Here is a 17,671-nt window from a genome sequence, read left to right as displayed (position 1 = left end):
GGAACAGCAGGGGATGCCGCACGCCCGACGGTCACGACGAAGCCGCGCGGCCGGGCTGCTCGCCGTCCGCCTCGCCCTCGGGCTCCGGGTCGTCGTAGAGCACCGGACGGTCGATGGTCTTGGTGACATCGGCGGGGTCGACCGCCAGGATCAGCATCGCGAGGATCAGGAGCGTGACGATGAACGCGCCACCGCCGACCACGAGGCCGAGCGCCACCGGGGTCAGCCCGTCATAGCTGCCGTTCGCGATCGCCGTGTTCACCCTGGCGGTGAAGGCTCCGGTCGAGACCAGGGTCACGACCATGGCGAAGACGCCGCAACCCAGCGCGATCAGCAGCAGGTGCAGCGGGCGCAGGATGTCCCGACGGGTGGGCTTCTCGTCGCTCATCGCGTTCCTCCGTGCTCCGCAGCGGCGGTGTCGTCGTTCGATTCGGAGACCGCGGTGACGGTGTCCACTCGCTTCGGGGTGAGGCCGGCGATGCCGAGGAAGACGGCGAGGATCGCCGCGTACCCACCGAACATCCCGACGCCGAGGATGATGCCGGACAACACGAACGTGCCGGCCTTCTCGATCGTGTACTCCTGGACGAAGCCGGCCGGGATCAGCAGCAGCACGATCCCGAGCAGCACCCCCAGCGCGCCGACCGTGATCGCGTCACGGGACAGCGGATCGGCGTTTCGACGAGAGCGGATGCCGGCGAGGAGCTCGATGCCGCCGCTCAGGATCGCCCAGGTCGAGACGACGATGAAGAACAGGTCATCGGAGCGCCAGGCCGGGATGCCGCTCACGGCGCCGGCGAGCGTGCCGAGGACACCGAGCAGGATGTAGGGCCAGCGGGACCCCGCGGGGAGCACCAGCCACGCGGCCAGCAGCTGGATGAGCGCGGTGACGAAGACGAAGCCGCTGAACACCGAGAGGCCGACGGGAGCGGAGTGGTCCGACGAGAAGGTGATCATCAGGGCGGCGACGGCGGCGAACAGTGCGCGCAGCAATTGCACGTGGCGCATGGTGAATGCGCGAGCAGGGGCAGACATGACGATCCAGAGTCCTCCGGGGTGTTGCTCCCAGTCTACGCGGGGGCGCAGAGCCGCCGCGCCCGCGGCGTGCGGAGGAGGTTTCGTGAAGCCCGGCGGATCTCCCCAGATCGATTGCCGGGCTTCACGACGTACGCAGCAAGGGGGGCATCACTGCGTCAGGCCGGTCTTCGCACGGTCGGGCACCCTACCTGCGACGACGGCCAAGTGACCCCACATGCCCACCCGGTCCCCTGAGGTATGCGCGTGCGGTCGTATGCTCACTCTAGGACGGTGGGCTTCACATACCGGATGGGGGCTGTGATGAGTTACGAATATGACGCGCGCAGATCCGGATCCGGCGCATTCGCGGGAGCGCTGCGCGATGCGATCAACGCCAGGGACGTGACACTCTCCTGGTTGCAGCAACAGCTCAATGCGCGCGGGAACCGCGTCTCGATGGCCACCCTGAGCTACTGGCGCTCCGGCGCCCGGCACCCCGAGGGGGTGCAGTCGCTCGCCGCACTCGCCGACATCGAGGACCTCCTCCGACTCGAGGCCGGGGCCCTGAGCAGGCTTCTCCGGTCGACGAACCGCACGGGACCGCTCGGGCCCAATCAGTTCCCGATCGATGAGGAAGAGCTCGAGCGCGCGGTCATGGACGCGTTCCAGGCGCTCGGTGCGTCGTATCCCGACACCTCCCGAGAGCTCACGACGCACTCGGTGACGGATGTCGGGGCCGACGGCAACATCGCCTACAGCGTCACCCGCAGCATCGTGCAGTCCACGGTCGGCACCATCACGGCGATCCCGTTCCTGGAGATCACTCCCGGGGTTCGCACGCCCGCACCCGTGATCGAAGCCGTCTCCGGAGGCAGGATCGCCGCACGGTACTCCCACCCCGATGGCGAGGTCCACGGGGTGCTGTTCGAGCTTGACATCCCGCTGACGGCCCCGGACACCGCGATGGTCGAGTGGTCGGCGGAGTATCCGCCCGACTACCCGGAGACGCGCGACACCGGGCACGCGCTAGCGCAGAAGGCCCGGGAACTGCTGGTGTGGACCCGTTTCCATCCGGACGCGATCCCGGACTGGTGCGAGGAGCACCTCGAGACCCCTGAAGGCGTGACTCTGACACCGCTGCCGCCGCCCCGAGGCACCTCGGTGCACCTGGTGCGCCGGGCGTTCGGCCCCGGTGCGCTCGGCCTGCGCTGGGGATACGGACCCCGCGAGGATCAGCCCGGCTGATCGCCGGTCGCCACCGGGCGGCCAGGGGTGTTCGACCACTGGCTCCAGGATCCGGGGAACACCTTCGCCTCGATCCCCACCTCGTGCAGGACCAGCGCGGTGTGGGCGGCGGTCACGCCCGAACCGCAGTACGCAGCCACCGGCGTACCCGGGGTCACCCCGACCGCCGCGAGGGTGGCGAGCACGGTATCGGTGTCGAGGAGTCTCCCCTGGTCGTCGAGGTGGAGCGTGGTCGGCAGGTTGCGCGCGCCCGGGATGTGACCGGCCACCGGGTCGAGCGGCTCGGTCTCGCCGCGGTACCGCTCGGGGGCGCGCACGTCGAGCAGGACTCCGGCTTCCGGGAACGCCGCCGCCTCGTCGATCGAGAGGGCATCGCGCCCGATCTCCTCGAGGACCACGTCGCCGGGCTCCGGACTCACGTCATCGGTCGCGACCTCGAACCCCTCGGCCTGCCACCCGCGGAGGCCGCCGGCGAGCACGCGCACGTCGACCCCCGCCTGCCGCAGCAGCCACCACGCGCGCGCCGCCGCCGTGCCCTTGGCATCGTCGTAGGCGACCACCGTGTCGCCCACGCGGACACCCCAGCGCCGGGCCGCGGCCTGGAGCGTGGCCGTCGACGGCAGCGGGTGCCGTCCGTCCGAGGGCTCTCCGTGGGTAGAGAGCTCCGTGTCGAGCGCGGCGAACACGGCGCCGGGGATGTGCCCCGTGAGGTAGTCGTCGTGCCCCGTCTCCGGGCGATCCAGCCGCCACCGCACATCGATCACGCGCACCGGTGCACCCCGGGTCAACAGGTCGTTCAGCTCGACGGCACTCACGAAGTCGCTCATGCTGCGAGGCTACCGAATCCTCGGGTCACCCCGTCCTCACCTTCGAATCGCGTGAATGGCCGCATCCGGCGCCGGAATCGGACCATTTGCGCGATTCGAAAGAGGATTCCGGCCACTAGGCTCGATCCGGCAACGTCGAGAAAGGGCCCACGATGCCCTCTCGACTTCGCTGGATGCGGTTCCGCCCGGAGGAGGCCGCGCTCCTCGCGATCACCGCGGTCTGGGGCGGCACCTTCCTGCTCGTGCATTGGGCGATGGACCATTCCGGACCCTGGTTCTTCGTGGGCATCCGCTTCCTGATCGCGGGTTTGATCAGCGTCGTGATCTTCCGCCGGGTGCTGCGCGGGATCCGGTGGCGCGACGTCGGCGCGGGCGTGGCGATCGGGGTGATGATCTACCTCGGCTACGGCTTGCAGACGCAGGGGCTGCAGACGATCGACAGCAGCACCTCCGCCTTCATCACCGCGATGTACGTGCCCCTGGTCCCGCTCGCGCAGTGGGCCGTGTTCCGCACGCGTCCTCCGTTCATGGCCTTCGTCGGCGCGGGGCTGGCGTTCGTGGGTCTGCTGTTCATCGCCGGGCCCGACGCCTTCGCGCTCACCCTCGGCACCGGTGAGGTCGTGACCATGATCAGCACGTTGCCGATCGCCGCCGAGATCATCCTGATCAGCCTCTTCGCGGGAAAGGTCGATCTCGGCCGAATCACGGTGATCCAGCTGCTGACGGCCGGCGTGCTGGGGCTGCTCACGATGCCCGTGGTGGGTGAGGGCGTGCCGGAGTTCTCGTGGATCTGGGTCGGCTGCGCGGTCGGCCTCGGAGCGGCGAGCTGTCTGATCCAGCTGACGATGAACTGGGCGCAGAAGTCGGTCTCCCCCACGCGCGCGACCATCATCTACGCGGGTGAGCCGGTGTGGGCCGGCGTCATCGGACGCATCGCCGGGGAGCGTCTGCCCGTGACCGCACTCATCGGCGGGGCACTCGTGGTGCTCGGGATCCTCGCGAGCGAGCTGAAGCTCGTGCGGCGCACTCCGGCGGAACGCCCGCCTGACAGGTAGACAACCAGGAGACATCCGAGGGTCGGGGAATACTCCGCTGGACTGCGCGTTGCACCCGGCATGATTGAAACTTCAACCGTCGCTCCGGTCGCCACGGAGCGCACGCGCGTCCGGGTGCCGCTGCGCTTCGGCGACGGCTTCTCCACGACCGCCGACGTCGTCACCTTCGACGGGCTCATCGACGGCCGTGAGCACCTGCTGCTCGGACTCGGCGATTGGCGTGCAGCGCTCGAACGCGCGACCGAGGGCGGCGAGGCCCCGCTCGTGCGCCCGCACAGCGAGTGCCTGACCGGCGACGTCTTCGGCTCGGAGCGCTGCGACTGCGGCCCCCAGCTGCGCGAAGCCGTGGAGCGGATCGCGGAGGACGGCGGCTTCCTGCTCTACCTGCGACAGGAAGGTCGGGGCATCGGCCTCTACGCCAAGCTCGACGCCTACGCCTTGCAGGACGCGGGGCTGGACACCTACGAGGCGAACGTCGCCCTGGGACACGGTGAGGACGAGCGCGACTACACCGTGGCCGCCCAGATGCTGAACGCGATCGGCGTCGACGGCATCCGCCTGCTCAGCAACAACCCCGACAAGGCCGTGCAGCTCGAAGCACTCGGCATCCGCGTGACCGAGCGGGTGCGCACCGAGGTGCACCTGTCGGAGTCCAATTCGCGCTACCTGCAGGCCAAGAGGGACCACACGGCGCACACGCTCGACCTGTCGGCGGCGTGACACCCGGCGTGACATCCGAGGAGGACACCATGACGGCGGAGCAGCAGCAGCCGCGGCGACTCGACGACACCGAGATGGACACCTGGCTCCCCATCATCCGGTTCGTCCAACTCCTCCCGCAGGTGCTCGACCGCACCCTCAAGGAGGAGGTCGGCCTCAACCACGCCCGCTACGCCATCCTCGTCACACTCGCCGGGCAGGGGGACGGCATCGTCACGATGACCGAGCTGGCACGCATCGCGGGGCTCAGCCGCTCACGCCTGAGCCATGCCCTCGACTCGCTCGAGGAGCGCGGCTGGGTCGAGCGCACGTCCTGCAGCACCGACAAGCGAACCCTCTCGGCCGCTCTCACCCCTGCCGGTCGGGAGATGCTGCGCACGGCGGCTCCGGTGCACGTCGAGCAGGTGCGCGAACTGGTGCTGGATCCGCTCACCCCCGAAGAGCGCGACCAGCTCGGGGCGATCCTCGGCAAGTTGCTGCCGGGAGTCACCGCGGCCCTGTAAAGGTCGGGTTCTGCTCTGAGCAGAACCGCTCGAAGCCTCCGGAGACCCCGGTTTATCGTGAGGCATGGCCGACATCGTCCCGTTCCCGCGCACTCCTCGTTCCGACCGTCCACAGCCCCACGGACCCGAGCCCCTGTGGCGACACCTCCTGGGCGACCAGCTGCGCCGACGTCGACACGACCGCGACGAGACGCTCACCGCCACCGCGGAGAAGGCCGGCCTCTCGCCGCAATACCTCTCCGAGGTCGAGCGCGGGTTGAAGGAGCCGTCGAGCGAGATGATCGCCGCGATCGCAGGGGCTCTGGACACGAGCCTGATCGAGCTCACGAGCGCCGTCGCCGAGGAACTCCGCACGACCACCACGGTCCCGCGCGGCGCCTTCGCGCTCGCCGCCTGAGCCGCGTGCGTCAGCCATCCGTCCGGCAGCGTGCTCACCTGCCCTGCGGCGTGCTCACCTGCCCGGCAGCGTGCTTCACCTGCCCTGCGGCGTGCTTCACCTGCATGAGCCGCGGACGGATGCATGACCACGAGCACCGCGCCACTCATGCATCCGTCCCCGAGTCATGCATCCGTCCGGCATCCGTTCGCGAGTCGTGCATCCGTCCCCGAGTCATGAATGCGTCCACGGGCATCCGTTCGGGCGGGGGCGTCAGGTGCGCGCGCCCAGCACGGTGTCGATCAGGCCGTAGTCCCGGGCGGCGGAGGCGGTGAAGACCCGGTCGCGGTCGGTGTCGGCGCGCAGTTCCGGAACCGTGCGACCCGTGTGCTCGGCGAGGATCCCCTCCATGTCGGAGCGCACCCGCACCACCTCGTCCGCCGCGAGGATCAGGTCGGGGATCGCACCCCGCGACTGTCCCGCGGGCTGATGCAGCACGATGCGCGCGTGCGCGAGAGCGGCTCGCTCCCCGGATTCTCCCGCGGCGACGAGCAGCGCTGCGGGTCCGATCGCCTGTCCGACACACGTCGTGGCGATGCGCGGGCGGATGTGCCGCATGGTGTCGTAGATCGCCAGCGCCGCTCCGGGGTCGCCGCCCTCGCTGTTGATGTAGAACTGGATGCCGGACTCCGGGCTGTCGGCGTCGAGGTGCAGCAGTTGGGCGATCAGCGCGTTGGCGACGCCCGCATCGATGCCGGTGCCGAGATAGATGACGCGCTCGGCGAGGAGGTGCGAGTACACGTCCATGACCCGCTCCCCCCGGGGATGCTGCGCGATCACGTTCGGGATCGTGTAGCTGCTCATGCGTCCGCCCCCAATCCGACCCGCGGGCGTCGTCGCGGCATCACCTCGGCGATCGAAGCCACGATCCCGTCGATGAACCCGTACTCCTGCGCCTGCGTCGCGGTGTACCAGCGGTCGTGGAGCGAATCCTCGAAGATGCGCTCGAGGGGCTGCCCCGTGTCGGCGGAGATGAGTCCGAGCACGGTGTCACGCATGTGGCGCAGATCGTCGGCCTGCGTCTCGAGCTCGCCGGCGGACCCGCCGATCCCCGCGGACCCCTGATGCATCAGGATGCGCGCGTGCGGGAGGGCGCGTCGCTTGCCCGGCGTGCCCGCGGAGAGCAGGAACTGCCCCGCACTGCAGGCAAGGCCCAGGGCCAGGGTCGCGACGTCGTTCGGAACGAGTCGCATGAGGTCGCGGATCGCGAGCATGGACGGCACGGAGCCGCCGGGCGAGTGGATCCAGAGGACGATGTCGGCGACGGGGTCCTCGGACGACAGTGCGAGCAGCTGCGTCATCAGCAGGGTGCCGTTGTCGTCGTCGAGCGCGCCGTCGAGCACGAGCACCCGCTCGTGGAACAGCGCACGCCGGGCCTCGGGGCCGAAGTGCGGGATGGGGTTGTCTTCGCTCATGCCCCCAGCTTCCGCTCTCGCGTGCCGCGTACGGCGGGATTCTGCCGTGGGCGGCTCTGCCCTGAGCAGATGTCGAAAACGCGCCGTAACATCGCCGACTCACGGCACCCCTACCCTCGAGCTCATGGCGAAGCAGAAGGCACCGGCCTGGCAGTGGTCGGAAGACGGACTCAACTTCCGCACCCGCAAGTGGGTGCGCCCGGAAGATCTCAATGCGAACGGCTCCCTGTTCGGCGGGAGCCTGCTGAAATGGATCGATGAGGAGGCGGCGATCTACGCGATCGTCCAGCTCGGCAACTACCGCGCCGTCACCAAGCACATCTCGGAGATCAACTTCGAAGCCTCCGCGGTGCAGGGGGATCTGATCGAGATCGGCCTGCAGGCCACGCACTTCGGCACGACCTCCCTGACGATGCGCGCCGTGGCCCGCAACATGATCACCCGCAAGCGCATCCTGACGATCGAGAAGATCGTGTTCGTGAGCCTGGACGACGACGGGGTGCCCACCCCGCACGGCTACCACGAGATCACCTACGATCGCGATCGGATGCCGACCGAGCGCATCGCGACCGGGACGATCTGCCTGCCCTCGCTCTGACGCGGATCCCCCTGCGGCTACGCGGGAACGGCCTCTGCCGGCGCGCCGCTGCGGGCGGAATCGGCGACCGTGAAGGCCTGCGCGAGATCCGCGATCAGGTCATCGACATCCTCCAACCCGATCGACAGCCGCAGCACATCGGCGGCCGGGCGGGCCTCGGGCGGCACGGGCCGGTGGGTGAGCGCCGCCGGGTGCTGGATCAGCGAGTCCACGCCGCCGAGCGAGACGGCATGGGTGAACAACCTCGTCGCCGTCGTCACGGCGGAGGCGGCAGCGAATCCGCCCCGCATCCGGATCGCGATCATCGCCCCCGTGCCGCGCATCTGCCGTTCCAGGATGCCGCGCGGATCGCCGTCGAGCCCGGGATAGAAGACCTCGGCGACCTCCGGCCGGTCGATCAGCCACTGCACGACCCGCTGCGCACTCCCCTGCTGGTGCCGCACCCGCACCGGCAGGGTCGTGAGGCCGCGGTGCAGCAGATACGCCCCGAGCGGATGCAGGAGCCCCCCGGTCACCGCCCGCACGCGGCGCAGCGCCTCCGCGGTCTCTTCGCTGCAGGCGACGACACCGGCGATCACATCGCCGTGGCCGCCGAGGTACTTGGTGGCGCTGTGCAACGACATCGCGGCGCCCAGATCGATCGGGTTCTGCAGCACCGGGGTCGCGAACGTGTTGTCGACCACGACCGGCACTGACCCGGCCTGGCGCACCACATCGGCGATGTCGGCGATGTCGAGGGTCGGGTTCGCCGGGGTCTCGACGACGACGAGGCCGGTGTCCGGACGCACGGCGGCGGCGACCTCGTCGGGATGGCAGTACGTGGTCTCGACGCCGAGCAGTCCGGAGCCGAGCAGGTGATCGGTGCCGCCGTAGAGCGGACGCACCGCGACCACGTGGCGTGCGCCCGTCGCGCCGGTGTGCGCGAGGATCACGGCTGTCATCGCCGCCATCCCCGAGGCGAACGCGACCGAGGCCTCGGCGTGCTCGAGTTCGGCCAGAGCGTCCTCGAACCGGGCGACCGTGGGGTTCCAGAGCCGGGCGTAGACCATGCTGCCGTCCGCCGGCGGGCGGCCACCTGTGGCCATGGCCTCGTACGAGTCGCCCCCGCGCTCGATGTCGGGGAGCGGATTGGTCGTCGACAGGTCGATCGGCAAAGCGTGCACCCCGAGACCCTCGAGGTCGGAACGGCCGCTGTGAACGGCGGCGGTGTCGGGATGCAACGGTGCAGTCATGCTTCCACGTTGCCGGAATCGCGGCACTTTTGCAGGAAGTCGACAGGATCCACCATGAATCGAGGCTGTTTCGCTATCCTGTGCAGGATCCGTCCGACGAAGGAGCCGAAGGTTGGCGAAAGCACAACTCGATGAGACCGACCTCGAACTGCTCGCGGTCCTCACCCGCGACGCCGAGATCACGAACAAAGCCCTGGCGCACCGCCTGCGTCTCGCCGAGTCGACGTGCGCGCATCGCGTGCGTTCCCTGCGCGAGCGCGGGGTGATCCGCGACACCCGCATCCGTGTGGATGGCGCGGCCCTGGGCTTCCCGCTGCAGGCGATCATCAAGGTGCGGCTCGCGAATCACACGGGCGACAAGGTGACGGCGTTGTTCGATGCTCTCGCCGGCGTCCCGCGTGTGCTGCAGGTGTTCCACGTCGCCGGCGTCGACGACTTCCTCGTGCATGTGGCCGTGGAGGACGCGACGGCGCTCCGCGACATCGTCCTCGAGCACATCACCGTCCATCCCGTCGTGCGCGGCACCGAGACCCAGCTCGTCTTCGAACTGCGCGACGGCCCCGGCCCCCTCCCCCGCTGACCCCGTCCCCGTCCCCCGTCCCGTCCCCCGCCGGTTGCGGGATCAAAAGTGCGCCGGAGACGGGGCTGTCAGGCGCGTTTCTGCACTCGCACGCGACAAGATGGAACGCGCGACAAGATGGAACACGCGACAAGGGAGCACCATGAGCCGCAGCGCGACCGCCGCCACGCAGAGCATCCGCGAGATGCGGGACTTCCTCTTCACCCACGCGACGGACTACGCGGCCGCGCGAGCAGGGTTCGCCTGGCCCGAGGTCGACCAGTTCAACTTCGCCCTCGAGTGGTTCGATGTGGTCGCCGCCGAGAAGCCGGATCGTCCCGCGGTGCAGATCGTCGAAGCCGACCTGAGCCTGCGCACCTGGACCTACGGCGAGCTCTCGACGCGATCCGACCAGGTCGCCGCCTGGCTCACCGGCCTCGGCCTCCGCCGGGGCGACCACGTGATCGTGATGCTGAACAACACGATCGAACTGTGGGAGGTGATGCTGGCGATCACGAAGATCGGCGCGGTGTCGATCCCCACGTCCACGCTCCTGTCGGCATCGGACCTCGAGTACCGCGTCGACCACGGCCGCGCCCGCGCCGTCATCACCCTCGGAACCCTCGGCGACCGGCTCCTGACCCTCGACCCCGGCATCCTGCGCATCGGTGTGGGCGACGGCATCTCCGCGGGGTGGGAGCGCTTCGACGACTCGGCCGACGCCCCCGCCACCTTCGAGCCGGTCGGACCCACCCCCGCGTCCGACACCGCCCTGCTCTACTTCACCTCGGGCACCACGAACCGCCCGAAACTCGTGCAGCACACCCACGTCTCGTACCCGGTCGGACACCTGTCGACCATGTGGTGGCTCGGGGTGCGCCCCGACGACGTGCACCTCAACATCTCGTCGCCCGGTTGGGCGAAGCACGCCTGGTCGAGCTTCTACTCGCCGTTCCTCGCCGAGGCGACCGTGTTCGTTTACAACTACGCCCGCTTCGACGCGAACACCCTCATGCAGGTCATGGAGACTCACCACGTCTCGACGTTCTGTGCACCGCCCACCGTCTGGCGGATGCTGATCCAGGCCGATCTCTCGCGTCTCACCCACCCTCCGCGCGAGCTGGTCGGTGCGGGCGAACCGTTGAATCCCGAGGTCATCGACCGGGTGCGCGATGCGTGGGGCGGCACGATCCGCGACGGTTTCGGGCAGACCGAGATGACGGCGTGCATCGGGAATTCTCCGGGGCAGACCGTGAAGGTCGGATCCATGGGGCGCCCCCTCCCCGGCTACCCCGTCGTCCTGCTCGACCCGGTCACCGGGGCCGTCGTCGAGCACGAAGGGGAGATCGCACTCGATCTGACGAACCCGCCGCTCGGGTTGATGGCGGGCTACTTCGACGACCCGGAGAAGACAGCGCAGTCACGCGCCGGCGGCTACCACCACACCGGTGACATCGCGGTGCGCGACTCCGACGGATACCTCACCTACGTCGGGCGCTCCGACGACGTGTTCAAGGCCTCGGACTACAAGATCTCGCCGTTCGAGCTCGAGTCGGTGCTGCTCGAACACGACCTCGTGGTCGAGGCGGCGGTGATCCCGAGCCCGGATCCGACACGGTTGGCCGTGCCGAAAGCGTATGTCTGCCTGACCCCCGGAGCCACGGTCGCCGACACGGACGCCGCCCGAGCGATCTTCACCTACGCCCACGAGCGCCTGTCGTCGCACCTGTGGGTGCGGATCATCGAGTTCGTGCCCGAGCTGCCGAAGACCATCTCCGGCAAGATCCGTCGTGTCGAGCTGCGTGGGCGCGAGGCCGCGCGCGTGGAATCCGGCGACGAAACCGGACAGCACCGCGACCGCGACTATCGCTGAGCGCTCAGGGGACCACCGCGATCGACGCGGTCGTCGGCGACGTCGCCACGCGCGCCGTTTTGGACCCGACCGCGGGCCTCGACACCGGCACGGCTGCGGGCAGTGCCGCATCCGTCTCACGCGCCGGCCGTCCGGCACCGGCCGCGGTCATGATGGCCCGCACGACACCCCCGATCACCAGCATCCCGACCAGCGCCGCCCCCGAAAGGATCAACGGCGTCCATTCCTGGGCGAACGACGCCGTGACGCTCAGCAGCGCACCGACGATCCACACCCCCACGGCTCCCCCGGCGAGCCCTCCGGACCCGCGGATCACCGCGACCGCCGCCACGATCGCACAGGCGGCGGCGATCGCCGCGCCCACATAACCGATCGGCACCATCACCGCAGCCAGATCGCTGGCCACTCTCATTGTCGTCATGACGACCCCCCGTCAGCGGAAATCCCGCTACCTCGACACTAGAAGTGTGTCTCGGAAAGGCCATCCGTCTCAAGTCCGATCCACATCATCCTGCAGACGGATATCTCGTCGGCACGACGGCGGCGTCGCGGACCCTCAGCGCCGACTCGGCCACCGCAGCCGGCGGGCGCGCACCACGCGCACGGGCTGGGTGACGACGGCGTCCACGACCATCGAGCCGTCGGTCGGTCCGACGATCGCGATCGCCGAGGTCTCGGTCGCCTCGGCAGGCGCGACCGGGAGATGCGCGAGCGCCCGGTGCGCGCGGATGTAGGCGGGCACCAGCAGCACGATCGCCCCCACCCAGGCGAGCGGATTGCTCAGGGCCACGCCGTCGAAACCGATCCAGGCCCCGAGGACGATGGCCGCTCCGACGCGCATCACCAACTCGATCACGCCGGTCACGGTGGGCACGAGCGTGTGGCCGAGGCCCTGGAGCGCGCCGCGCAGCACGAACAGCATGCCGAGCGCCCAATAGCCGCAGCCGTTGATGATCAGCATCCGATGCGCCATGTCGACGACGTCGTCGGATCCCTCTCCGATGAACAGGCGCACCATCGGCGCACCGAAGGCGATCAGCAGCACGCCGAGCACCACGCCGGCGCCGACCGCCATCCACGTCGCTTCGACGACACCACGACGGATGCGATCGGGCCGACGTCCGCCGTGGTTCTGCGCCACGTACATCGAGACGGCGAGGCCGAGCGACGAGAGCAGCGCGACCGCGAGGCTGTCGACCCGGGATCCCGTCGTGTACGCGGCGACGGCATCAGCCCCGAGGGTGTTCAACGCCACCTGCACGGTGAGCGTGCCGATCGCGATGATCGAGGCCTGGAAGCCCATCGGCAGGCCGAGGCGCAGGTGCTCGGCGATGTCGTCCCGCCCGATGCGCCAATCGGCACGGCGGAGGTGCAGCATGGGCAGGCGGCGGCGCACGAACTCGAGACACAGCGCCACCGAGACCGCCTGCGCCACGACGGTCGCGAGGGCGGCTCCGCCCACACCCCATCCGAGCGGGCCGACCATCAGGACGACGAGTCCGACGTTCAACGCACAGGCGATGGTGAGGAAGACCAGGGGCGTCTTGGAGTCGCCGATGGCGCGGATGATCGCCGAGAGGTAGTTGAAGAACATGGTCGCGCTGGCGCCCAGGAAGCTGATCTGCGTGAAGGTCGTGGCTTCGGGCATGAGCTCGGCCGGTGTCTGCAGCAGCGCCAGGATGGGACCGGCGAGCAGCGGCGCCGCGACCGTGAGGATCACACTGGTGATGGCGCTGAGGAACACACCCGTCGCGACGGAGCGGCGTACGGCGGCATCGTCACGCGCGCCGAACGCCTGCGCGATCGGGATCGCGAATCCACTCGTCAGACCCCAGGCGAACCCGAGGAGCAGGAACAGCAGGCTGCCGGTCGCGCCCACGGCGGCGAGCGAGGTGACGCCGAGGTGCCTGCCGACGACGATCGCGTCGGCGAACTGGTAGAGCTGCTGGACCACATTGCCGAGCAGGAGGGGGATGGAGAAGGCAAGGATGACGCGCCACGGACGGCCCGTGGTGAGGGAGGTGGCCATGAAGGAGCGGCTCGCAGAGCTGGGGGATGGATCGGGGTGCACACCAGCATATCGAATCGATTCGAAGGCGGGGTCAGGCGGACTTCGCCGGGAGCAGACGCTTGCGCAGGGCCAGGAAGAGCTGGAGATGCCGGAAGGCTCAGAGCAGACCGGTGTCGCGGGCGATGGCGATGGCGCGGGCACGACTGTCGGCGCCGAGCTTCTCGAACACGTGCACGAGGTGCGTCTTCACTGTGGCCTCCGTCACGAACAGGGTCTTCGCGATCTCGCGGTTCGAGGCGCCCGTGTCGAGCAGCCGAAGCACCGCCAGCTCGCGTTCGGTCAGCCGCACCCGCGGTGCGCGCATGACCTGCACGACCCGTTCGCTGAGTTCCGGGGTGAGCACGAGTCCTCCGGCGGCCGCCTGACGGATCGCGCGGACGATGTCTTCGGGGGCCACATCCTTCAGCAGGTACCCGGAGGCGCCGGCTTCGATCGCTCCGAGGATCTCGGCGTCACGGTCGAACGTGGTCAGGATGAGGACGGCGGGCGCCGGATCCAGCCCGCGGAGCGCGGCCGTCGTCTGCACGCCGTTCATGCCGTCGCCGAGCCGCAGATCGCAGAGCACGACGTCCGGATGCAGGTGTCGCGCGAGAGCCACGGCCTCCTCGCCGGAGGCGGACTCCCCGACCACCTCGACGTCGTCACGATGGTCGAACAGCGAGCGCACTCCGGCCCGGACGATGGGATGGTCGTCGACGAGCAGCACGCGTACGGCGGTCATGCCGTGCCCTCCGTCCGCTGCGCCGGCACTGTTCCACCGAGCGGGACATGGGCCGACAGCGCGGTGCCGTCGCCCGCGGCGCTCTCCACGTCGAGCCCTCCGCCGAGCTCCCGCAGCCGCGCGCGCATCGAGCGCAGCCCGTAGCCCCCGCCCGTGCTGCCGATTCCGCCCTGCGTGTCCCAGCGCCGGGCATCGAAGCCGACTCCGTCGTCGACGATGTCGAGCCGCACCGCGTCACCGGCGTCGGCCAGGGTGACCACGACGCGAGAGGCCTCGGCATGGGACCGGACGTTCGCGAGAGCGGACTGCGCCGTCCGCAACAGGGCGACCTCCGCGTCGATGCCGAGCGCCGGGAGGTCGTCGTCGGCGTTCAGCGTCCCCTCGATCCCGGTCTCTTCGGCCAGTCGTGCGAGCATGCGGGCGAGCGCGTCGCCGAGCGCGGTGGACTCGAGTTCGGCAGGCATCAGCGCGTTCACGATGCGCCGCGCGTCCGCCATCCCCTCCGTGGCGAGCGCACCGATCTGTTCGAGCGCGCGGGTGCGCTGTGCCGGATCATCCGCCTCCAGCGCCGACCGTGCCAGCATCCCGATCGAGGACACGCTCTGCGCGACCGTGTCGTGGATGTCGCGAGAGACCCGGGTGCGTTCCGCGCTCGCCCCCGACTCGCGCTGGGTACGGGCGAGCTCGTCCTGCAGAGCCGCCATCTCCTCCTGCGTCGCGACGAGAGACGCGATCAGTCGACGCCTCTCCCGGCCGTCACGCACGAGCTCGAGGTACCCGCGGGAGATCCCCAGCGCGAAGACACCGCCGACGAGAGGACCGATCACGTTCGCGTAGGTCGTGGTGCCGGTGTGCAGCAGCGGAGCGGTGACCACGACGGCGAGCACCACCACGCTCAGCAGCAGCGCCCACCGCAGGCGCATCACGAAGCCGGCGAGCAGCCACAGCGGGAACGCGAGCCACACGAATTCCGGAGAGACCACGACCGCGCCGAGCCAGATGAGCGTCAGCCCGAGCAGCCACCCGGTCGCCAGACGACGGTCGGAGGTCCGCTCGCCCAGCAGCAGGCCGCCGCCGTACCAGCCGAGGAAGACGAGCGAGAGGGCGAGCACCCACGGCAGCGGGACGCCGTCGGCGGCCGCACGCCAGGCGCCGATCGCGACCAGCACGACCGTGATGACGGCCTGGCCGATCCGGATCGACCCGACCAGGCTCGCCCACGTGCGCGGCGCGCGGATCCCTGCCGCGGGGTCGACGCGGCCGGGACGCTCAGCCCGCGTCTGCGGGGACGGCGACTGCGGCATCCTCGTATTCTCCCCCGCGCGGGTGGTCTCCGTGTCGATCGGCGCGGGATCCGGCACCCCCGACCTTCCGCGGCCACCACATCCGTTCGCCGACGAGGGCGAACAACGCAGGGACCACCAGGGTGCGCACGACGAAGGTGTCGACGAGCACCCCGATCCCGACGATGAGCCCGATCTGTCCGAGCGTGACCAGGGGCAGCAACCCGAGCGCCGCGAAAACCGCCGCGAGCACGACTCCGGCGCTGGTGATCACCCCACCCGTCGCGGTGACCGCTCGCACCATCCCCTGCCGCGTCCCGACCGTCAGCGCCTCGATCCTGGCGCGATGGACGAGGAAGATCGTGTAGTCGATCCCGAGCGCCACGAGGAACAGGAACGACAGCAGCGGCACCTGCAGGTCGAGCGACTCCCATCCGAACACGACCCGGCTCAGCCACGTGCCCGCACCGATCGCCGCGACCGCGCTGAGGATGTTCACCGCGAGCAGCAGCACCGGTGCCACCAGGGAGCGCAGCAGCACGATGAGCACGAGCAGGCTGACCGCGAGCACGAGCGGGACGATGAGCAGCAGATCGCGCTGATTGCCGTCGCGCGCGTCGAGATCTGCGGCAACGGGCCCCCCGACCGCGGCATCCGCCTCCGGCACCGACGCCGCGGCCTCTCGCACGGCACGGACCAGATCGAGACTCTCGGTCGTGCCCGGTGCCGGCTCTCCGACGACGAGCAGACGGGTGAGCGCGCCGTCGCTGCTGTCGCCCGTGGCCGACACCCGCAGCACACCCGGCACGTCGTCGATCGCCGCGGCCAGCGCCTCGGCCTCCGCCGTCCCTCCGATCACGACTATCGGCTGCGCCTCGCCTGCGGGGAAGTGATCCCCGAGCGTCGTCAGCCCCGCGGCGGACTCCGACGCGACCCGGAACTTCTCGACCTGGGTGAGCCCGACGGATGCCCCGGCCAGACCGCCGGCGAGGACACCGAGGAGCGCGAGGCCGCCGACCAGCGGCACCCACGGGCGACGGGAGACGCGCTGTGCCACCACGCCCCACACGCGCCCCGTGACGGCGGTGTCGCCCACGCGCGGCGCGAACGGCCAGAAGAGCCGACGACCGCACACGGCGAGCGCCGGCGGGAGCACCAGCAGCACGGCGGCGAGCGCGATCAGGAGTCCGACGGCCGAGGCGATACCGAGCCCCCGCGTGCCCGGGATCACAGCGAGGGCCAGCGTCGACAGCGCAAGGACCACGGTGACGTTCGAGGCGACGATCGCCGGAGCGGTGGCCCGCCACGCGGCGACCAGGGCGCGGCGGTGATCGGCCTCACGGGCGAGCTCTTCGCGATAGCGCGAGATGAGCAGGAGGGCGTAGTTCGTCCCGGCCCCGAACACGAGCACGCTGACGATGCCGGAATCGAACTGCAGACCGAGCCCGGCGCCGATCGCGGCGGTCGCCTTGTTCGCCAGCTGATCGGCCAGCGCGACGACGACGAGCGGGATCATCCAGAGCACGGGTGAGCGGTAGGTGACGATGAGCAGCAGTGCGACGATCCCGAGGGTCACGATCAGCAAGGTGAAGTCGGCGCCGTCGAACGCGGAGGCGACGTCCACACCGAACGCGGGACCACCGGTGACCTGCACACCGACCCCGTCGATCGGATGCGCCGCCACCGTGTCGCGCAGAGCGTGCACGGCCTCCGCGGCGGCATCATCACCGCCGTCGAGCGTCAGCGTCGCCTGGATCGCTGCGGCCTCGCCGTCGTCGCTGATGATCGGACCACGCGGTTCGTGTCCGGTCTCCTCCTCGACGTCGGCCGCGAGGGCACCGAGGGCGGTGAGGTCGGCGTCGCGGAGCTCCCCGCCGTCGTCACGGGCGGCGACCAGCAGCACCGTGTGCTCGTCCGCGTCGGGGAACTGTTCGGCGAGCATCGCCGCCTGTGCGGATTCCGAGTCGGGCGGGGCGACGTCGGTGCCGGCGGGAAGCGACGCCCGTCCGAGCGCACCGAGGAGGGCGGTGAAGGCGACCACCGCGATCAGCAGGGAGACCCACGCGCCGCGACGGTAGGTGAGCCACAGGGGGAGGGAACGGAGGGTGCGGAGCAT

The 17,671-nt window shown here is 70.1% G+C and carries 19 protein-coding genes; 8 read left to right on the top strand and 11 right to left on the bottom strand.

The features are described 5' to 3' along the window. Window positions 1–31: 31 nt before the first annotated feature. Window positions 32–388, bottom strand: coding sequence for a hypothetical protein (locus KV397_RS00395; protein WP_047524192.1), 357 nt, complete (start codon window positions 386–388; stop codon window positions 32–34). Then, on the bottom strand, window positions 385–1,035 hold the full coding sequence (locus tag KV397_RS00390) for an acyl-CoA synthetase (protein WP_134352497.1): 651 nt from the start codon (window positions 1,033–1,035) through the stop codon (window positions 385–387). Before KV397_RS00390 ends, KV397_RS00395 begins: the two co-directional genes overlap by 4 nt. Before the next feature lie 303 nt (window positions 1,036–1,338). Between KV397_RS00390 and KV397_RS00385 the strand changes: the two genes are divergently transcribed. Further along, window positions 1,339–2,262, top strand: coding sequence for a hypothetical protein (locus KV397_RS00385; RefSeq protein WP_153243142.1), 924 nt, complete (start codon window positions 1,339–1,341; stop codon window positions 2,260–2,262). Here the strand turns inward: KV397_RS00385 and KV397_RS00380 are convergent. Beyond that, the gene (locus tag KV397_RS00380; RefSeq protein WP_131493567.1) at window positions 2,250–3,089 is read right to left on the bottom strand and encodes a sulfurtransferase; all 840 of its coding nucleotides are present in this window, start codon (window positions 3,087–3,089) and stop codon (window positions 2,250–2,252) included. The two genes, KV397_RS00385 and KV397_RS00380, sit on opposite strands and share 13 nt — an antisense overlap. Before the next feature lie 173 nt (window positions 3,090–3,262). Between KV397_RS00380 and KV397_RS00375 the strand changes: the two genes are divergently transcribed. The 4 genes from KV397_RS00375 to KV397_RS00360 all read left to right on the top strand — a co-directional run bounded on the left by KV397_RS00375 (window position 3,263) and on the right by KV397_RS00360 (window position 5,764). Then, window positions 3,263–4,144: a DMT family transporter gene (locus tag KV397_RS00375; RefSeq protein WP_261811893.1), complete on the top strand. Its 882-nt coding sequence runs from the start codon at window positions 3,263–3,265 to the stop codon at window positions 4,142–4,144. A gap of 60 nt (window positions 4,145–4,204) precedes the next feature. After that, window positions 4,205–4,864: a GTP cyclohydrolase II gene (locus KV397_RS00370; protein ID WP_047524366.1), complete on the top strand. Its 660-nt coding sequence runs from the start codon at window positions 4,205–4,207 to the stop codon at window positions 4,862–4,864. Window positions 4,865–4,893: 29 nt separating this feature from the next. Continuing rightward, a complete protein-coding gene (locus KV397_RS00365; protein ID WP_131493571.1) occupies window positions 4,894–5,367 on the top strand; it encodes a MarR family winged helix-turn-helix transcriptional regulator in 474 nt (157 codons plus the stop codon). Between the two features lie 64 nt (window positions 5,368–5,431). After that, complete coding sequence (locus KV397_RS00360; RefSeq protein ID WP_134352501.1) at window positions 5,432–5,764, top strand: helix-turn-helix domain-containing protein; 333 nt, start codon at window positions 5,432–5,434, stop codon at window positions 5,762–5,764. A gap of 252 nt (window positions 5,765–6,016) precedes the next feature. Here the strand turns inward: KV397_RS00360 and KV397_RS00355 are convergent, their stop codons facing one another. Further along, window positions 6,017–6,607 (bottom strand): ClpP family protease, encoded by a 591-nt coding sequence (locus KV397_RS00355; RefSeq protein WP_047524369.1) that lies wholly within the window; start codon window positions 6,605–6,607, stop codon window positions 6,017–6,019. Then, a complete protein-coding gene (locus KV397_RS00350) occupies window positions 6,604–7,218 on the bottom strand; it encodes a ClpP family protease (RefSeq protein ID WP_261811892.1) in 615 nt (204 codons plus the stop codon). The genes KV397_RS00355 and KV397_RS00350 overlap by 4 nt, the downstream gene beginning before the upstream one ends. Before the next feature lie 124 nt (window positions 7,219–7,342). On the opposite strand from KV397_RS00350, the gene KV397_RS00345 reads away from it, so the two are divergent. Next, on the top strand, window positions 7,343–7,816 hold the full coding sequence (locus KV397_RS00345; RefSeq protein WP_261811891.1) for an acyl-CoA thioesterase: 474 nt from the start codon (window positions 7,343–7,345) through the stop codon (window positions 7,814–7,816). A 17-nt stretch (window positions 7,817–7,833) separates the two neighbouring features. Here KV397_RS00345 and KV397_RS00340 read toward each other — a convergent pair whose 3' ends face one another. After that, window positions 7,834–9,048: a trans-sulfuration enzyme family protein gene (locus KV397_RS00340; protein WP_261811890.1), complete on the bottom strand. Its 1,215-nt coding sequence runs from the start codon at window positions 9,046–9,048 to the stop codon at window positions 7,834–7,836. A gap of 112 nt (window positions 9,049–9,160) precedes the next feature. On the opposite strand from KV397_RS00340, the gene KV397_RS00335 reads away from it, so the two are divergent. Further along, the gene (locus tag KV397_RS00335; protein ID WP_047524371.1) at window positions 9,161–9,628 is read left to right on the top strand and encodes an Lrp/AsnC family transcriptional regulator; all 468 of its coding nucleotides are present in this window, start codon (window positions 9,161–9,163) and stop codon (window positions 9,626–9,628) included. Between the two features lie 142 nt (window positions 9,629–9,770). Continuing rightward, window positions 9,771–11,480 carry an AMP-binding protein gene (locus tag KV397_RS00330; protein ID WP_261811889.1) on the top strand — a complete coding sequence of 570 codons (1,710 nt, stop codon included), beginning with the start codon at window positions 9,771–9,773 and terminating at the stop codon, window positions 11,478–11,480. Between the two features lie 4 nt (window positions 11,481–11,484). Here KV397_RS00330 and KV397_RS00325 read toward each other — a convergent pair whose 3' ends face one another. The 5 genes from KV397_RS00325 to KV397_RS00305 all read right to left on the bottom strand — a co-directional run bounded on the left by KV397_RS00325 (window position 11,485) and on the right by KV397_RS00305 (window position 17,671). Beyond that, a complete protein-coding gene (locus KV397_RS00325) occupies window positions 11,485–11,901 on the bottom strand; it encodes a hypothetical protein (protein WP_131494444.1) in 417 nt (138 codons plus the stop codon). Window positions 11,902–12,036: 135 nt separating this feature from the next. Continuing rightward, on the bottom strand, window positions 12,037–13,509 hold the full coding sequence (locus tag KV397_RS00320; RefSeq protein ID WP_131494443.1) for an MATE family efflux transporter: 1,473 nt from the start codon (window positions 13,507–13,509) through the stop codon (window positions 12,037–12,039). Window positions 13,510–13,648: 139 nt separating this feature from the next. Beyond that, window positions 13,649–14,272 carry a response regulator gene (locus tag KV397_RS00315; RefSeq protein WP_153243149.1) on the bottom strand — a complete coding sequence of 208 codons (624 nt, stop codon included), beginning with the start codon at window positions 14,270–14,272 and terminating at the stop codon, window positions 13,649–13,651. Beyond that, the gene (locus KV397_RS00310; RefSeq protein ID WP_153243150.1) at window positions 14,269–15,576 is read right to left on the bottom strand and encodes a sensor histidine kinase; all 1,308 of its coding nucleotides are present in this window, start codon (window positions 15,574–15,576) and stop codon (window positions 14,269–14,271) included. The genes KV397_RS00315 and KV397_RS00310 overlap by 4 nt, the downstream gene beginning before the upstream one ends. Then, complete coding sequence (locus KV397_RS00305) at window positions 15,542–17,671, bottom strand: MMPL family transporter (RefSeq protein ID WP_261811888.1); 2,130 nt, start codon at window positions 17,669–17,671, stop codon at window positions 15,542–15,544. Before KV397_RS00305 ends, KV397_RS00310 begins: the two co-directional genes overlap by 35 nt.

Origin of the sequence: Microbacterium aurugineum, from assembly GCF_023101205.1 — a bacterium.
Lineage (GTDB): Bacteria > Actinomycetota > Actinomycetes > Actinomycetales > Microbacteriaceae > Microbacterium > Microbacterium aurugineum.
This window is presented reverse-complemented; position numbering and strand designations above follow the sequence as displayed.

Bases quoted from the DNA above. Each gene is read 5' to 3' on its own strand.
- KV397_RS00395 (WP_047524192.1), bottom strand. From the start codon at position 388: ATGAGCGACGAGAAGCCCACCCGTCGGGACATCCTGCGCCCGCTGCAC.
- KV397_RS00390 (WP_134352497.1), bottom strand. From the start codon at position 1,035: ATGTCTGCCCCTGCTCGCGCATTCACCATGCGCCACGTGCAATTGCTG.
- KV397_RS00385 (WP_153243142.1), top strand. From the start codon at position 1,339: ATGAGTTACGAATATGACGCGCGCAGATCCGGATCCGGCGCATTCGCG.
- KV397_RS00380 (WP_131493567.1), bottom strand. From the start codon at position 3,089: ATGAGCGACTTCGTGAGTGCCGTCGAGCTGAACGACCTGTTGACCCGG.
- KV397_RS00375 (WP_261811893.1), top strand. From the start codon at position 3,263: ATGCGGTTCCGCCCGGAGGAGGCCGCGCTCCTCGCGATCACCGCGGTC.
- KV397_RS00370 (WP_047524366.1), top strand. From the start codon at position 4,205: ATGATTGAAACTTCAACCGTCGCTCCGGTCGCCACGGAGCGCACGCGC.
- KV397_RS00365 (WP_131493571.1), top strand. From the start codon at position 4,894: ATGACGGCGGAGCAGCAGCAGCCGCGGCGACTCGACGACACCGAGATG.
- KV397_RS00360 (WP_134352501.1), top strand. From the start codon at position 5,432: ATGGCCGACATCGTCCCGTTCCCGCGCACTCCTCGTTCCGACCGTCCA.
- KV397_RS00355 (WP_047524369.1), bottom strand. From the start codon at position 6,607: ATGAGCAGCTACACGATCCCGAACGTGATCGCGCAGCATCCCCGGGGG.
- KV397_RS00350 (WP_261811892.1), bottom strand. From the start codon at position 7,218: ATGAGCGAAGACAACCCCATCCCGCACTTCGGCCCCGAGGCCCGGCGT.
- KV397_RS00345 (WP_261811891.1), top strand. From the start codon at position 7,343: ATGGCGAAGCAGAAGGCACCGGCCTGGCAGTGGTCGGAAGACGGACTC.
- KV397_RS00340 (WP_261811890.1), bottom strand. From the start codon at position 9,048: ATGACTGCACCGTTGCATCCCGACACCGCCGCCGTTCACAGCGGCCGT.
- KV397_RS00330 (WP_261811889.1), top strand. From the start codon at position 9,771: ATGAGCCGCAGCGCGACCGCCGCCACGCAGAGCATCCGCGAGATGCGG.
- KV397_RS00325 (WP_131494444.1), bottom strand. From the start codon at position 11,901: ATGACGACAATGAGAGTGGCCAGCGATCTGGCTGCGGTGATGGTGCCG.
- KV397_RS00320 (WP_131494443.1), bottom strand. From the start codon at position 13,509: ATGGCCACCTCCCTCACCACGGGCCGTCCGTGGCGCGTCATCCTTGCC.
- KV397_RS00315 (WP_153243149.1), bottom strand. From the start codon at position 14,272: ATGACCGCCGTACGCGTGCTGCTCGTCGACGACCATCCCATCGTCCGG.
- KV397_RS00310 (WP_153243150.1), bottom strand. From the start codon at position 15,576: ATGCCGCAGTCGCCGTCCCCGCAGACGCGGGCTGAGCGTCCCGGCCGC.
- KV397_RS00305 (WP_261811888.1), bottom strand. From the start codon at position 17,671: ATGCTCCGCACCCTCCGTTCCCTCCCCCTGTGGCTCACCTACCGTCGC.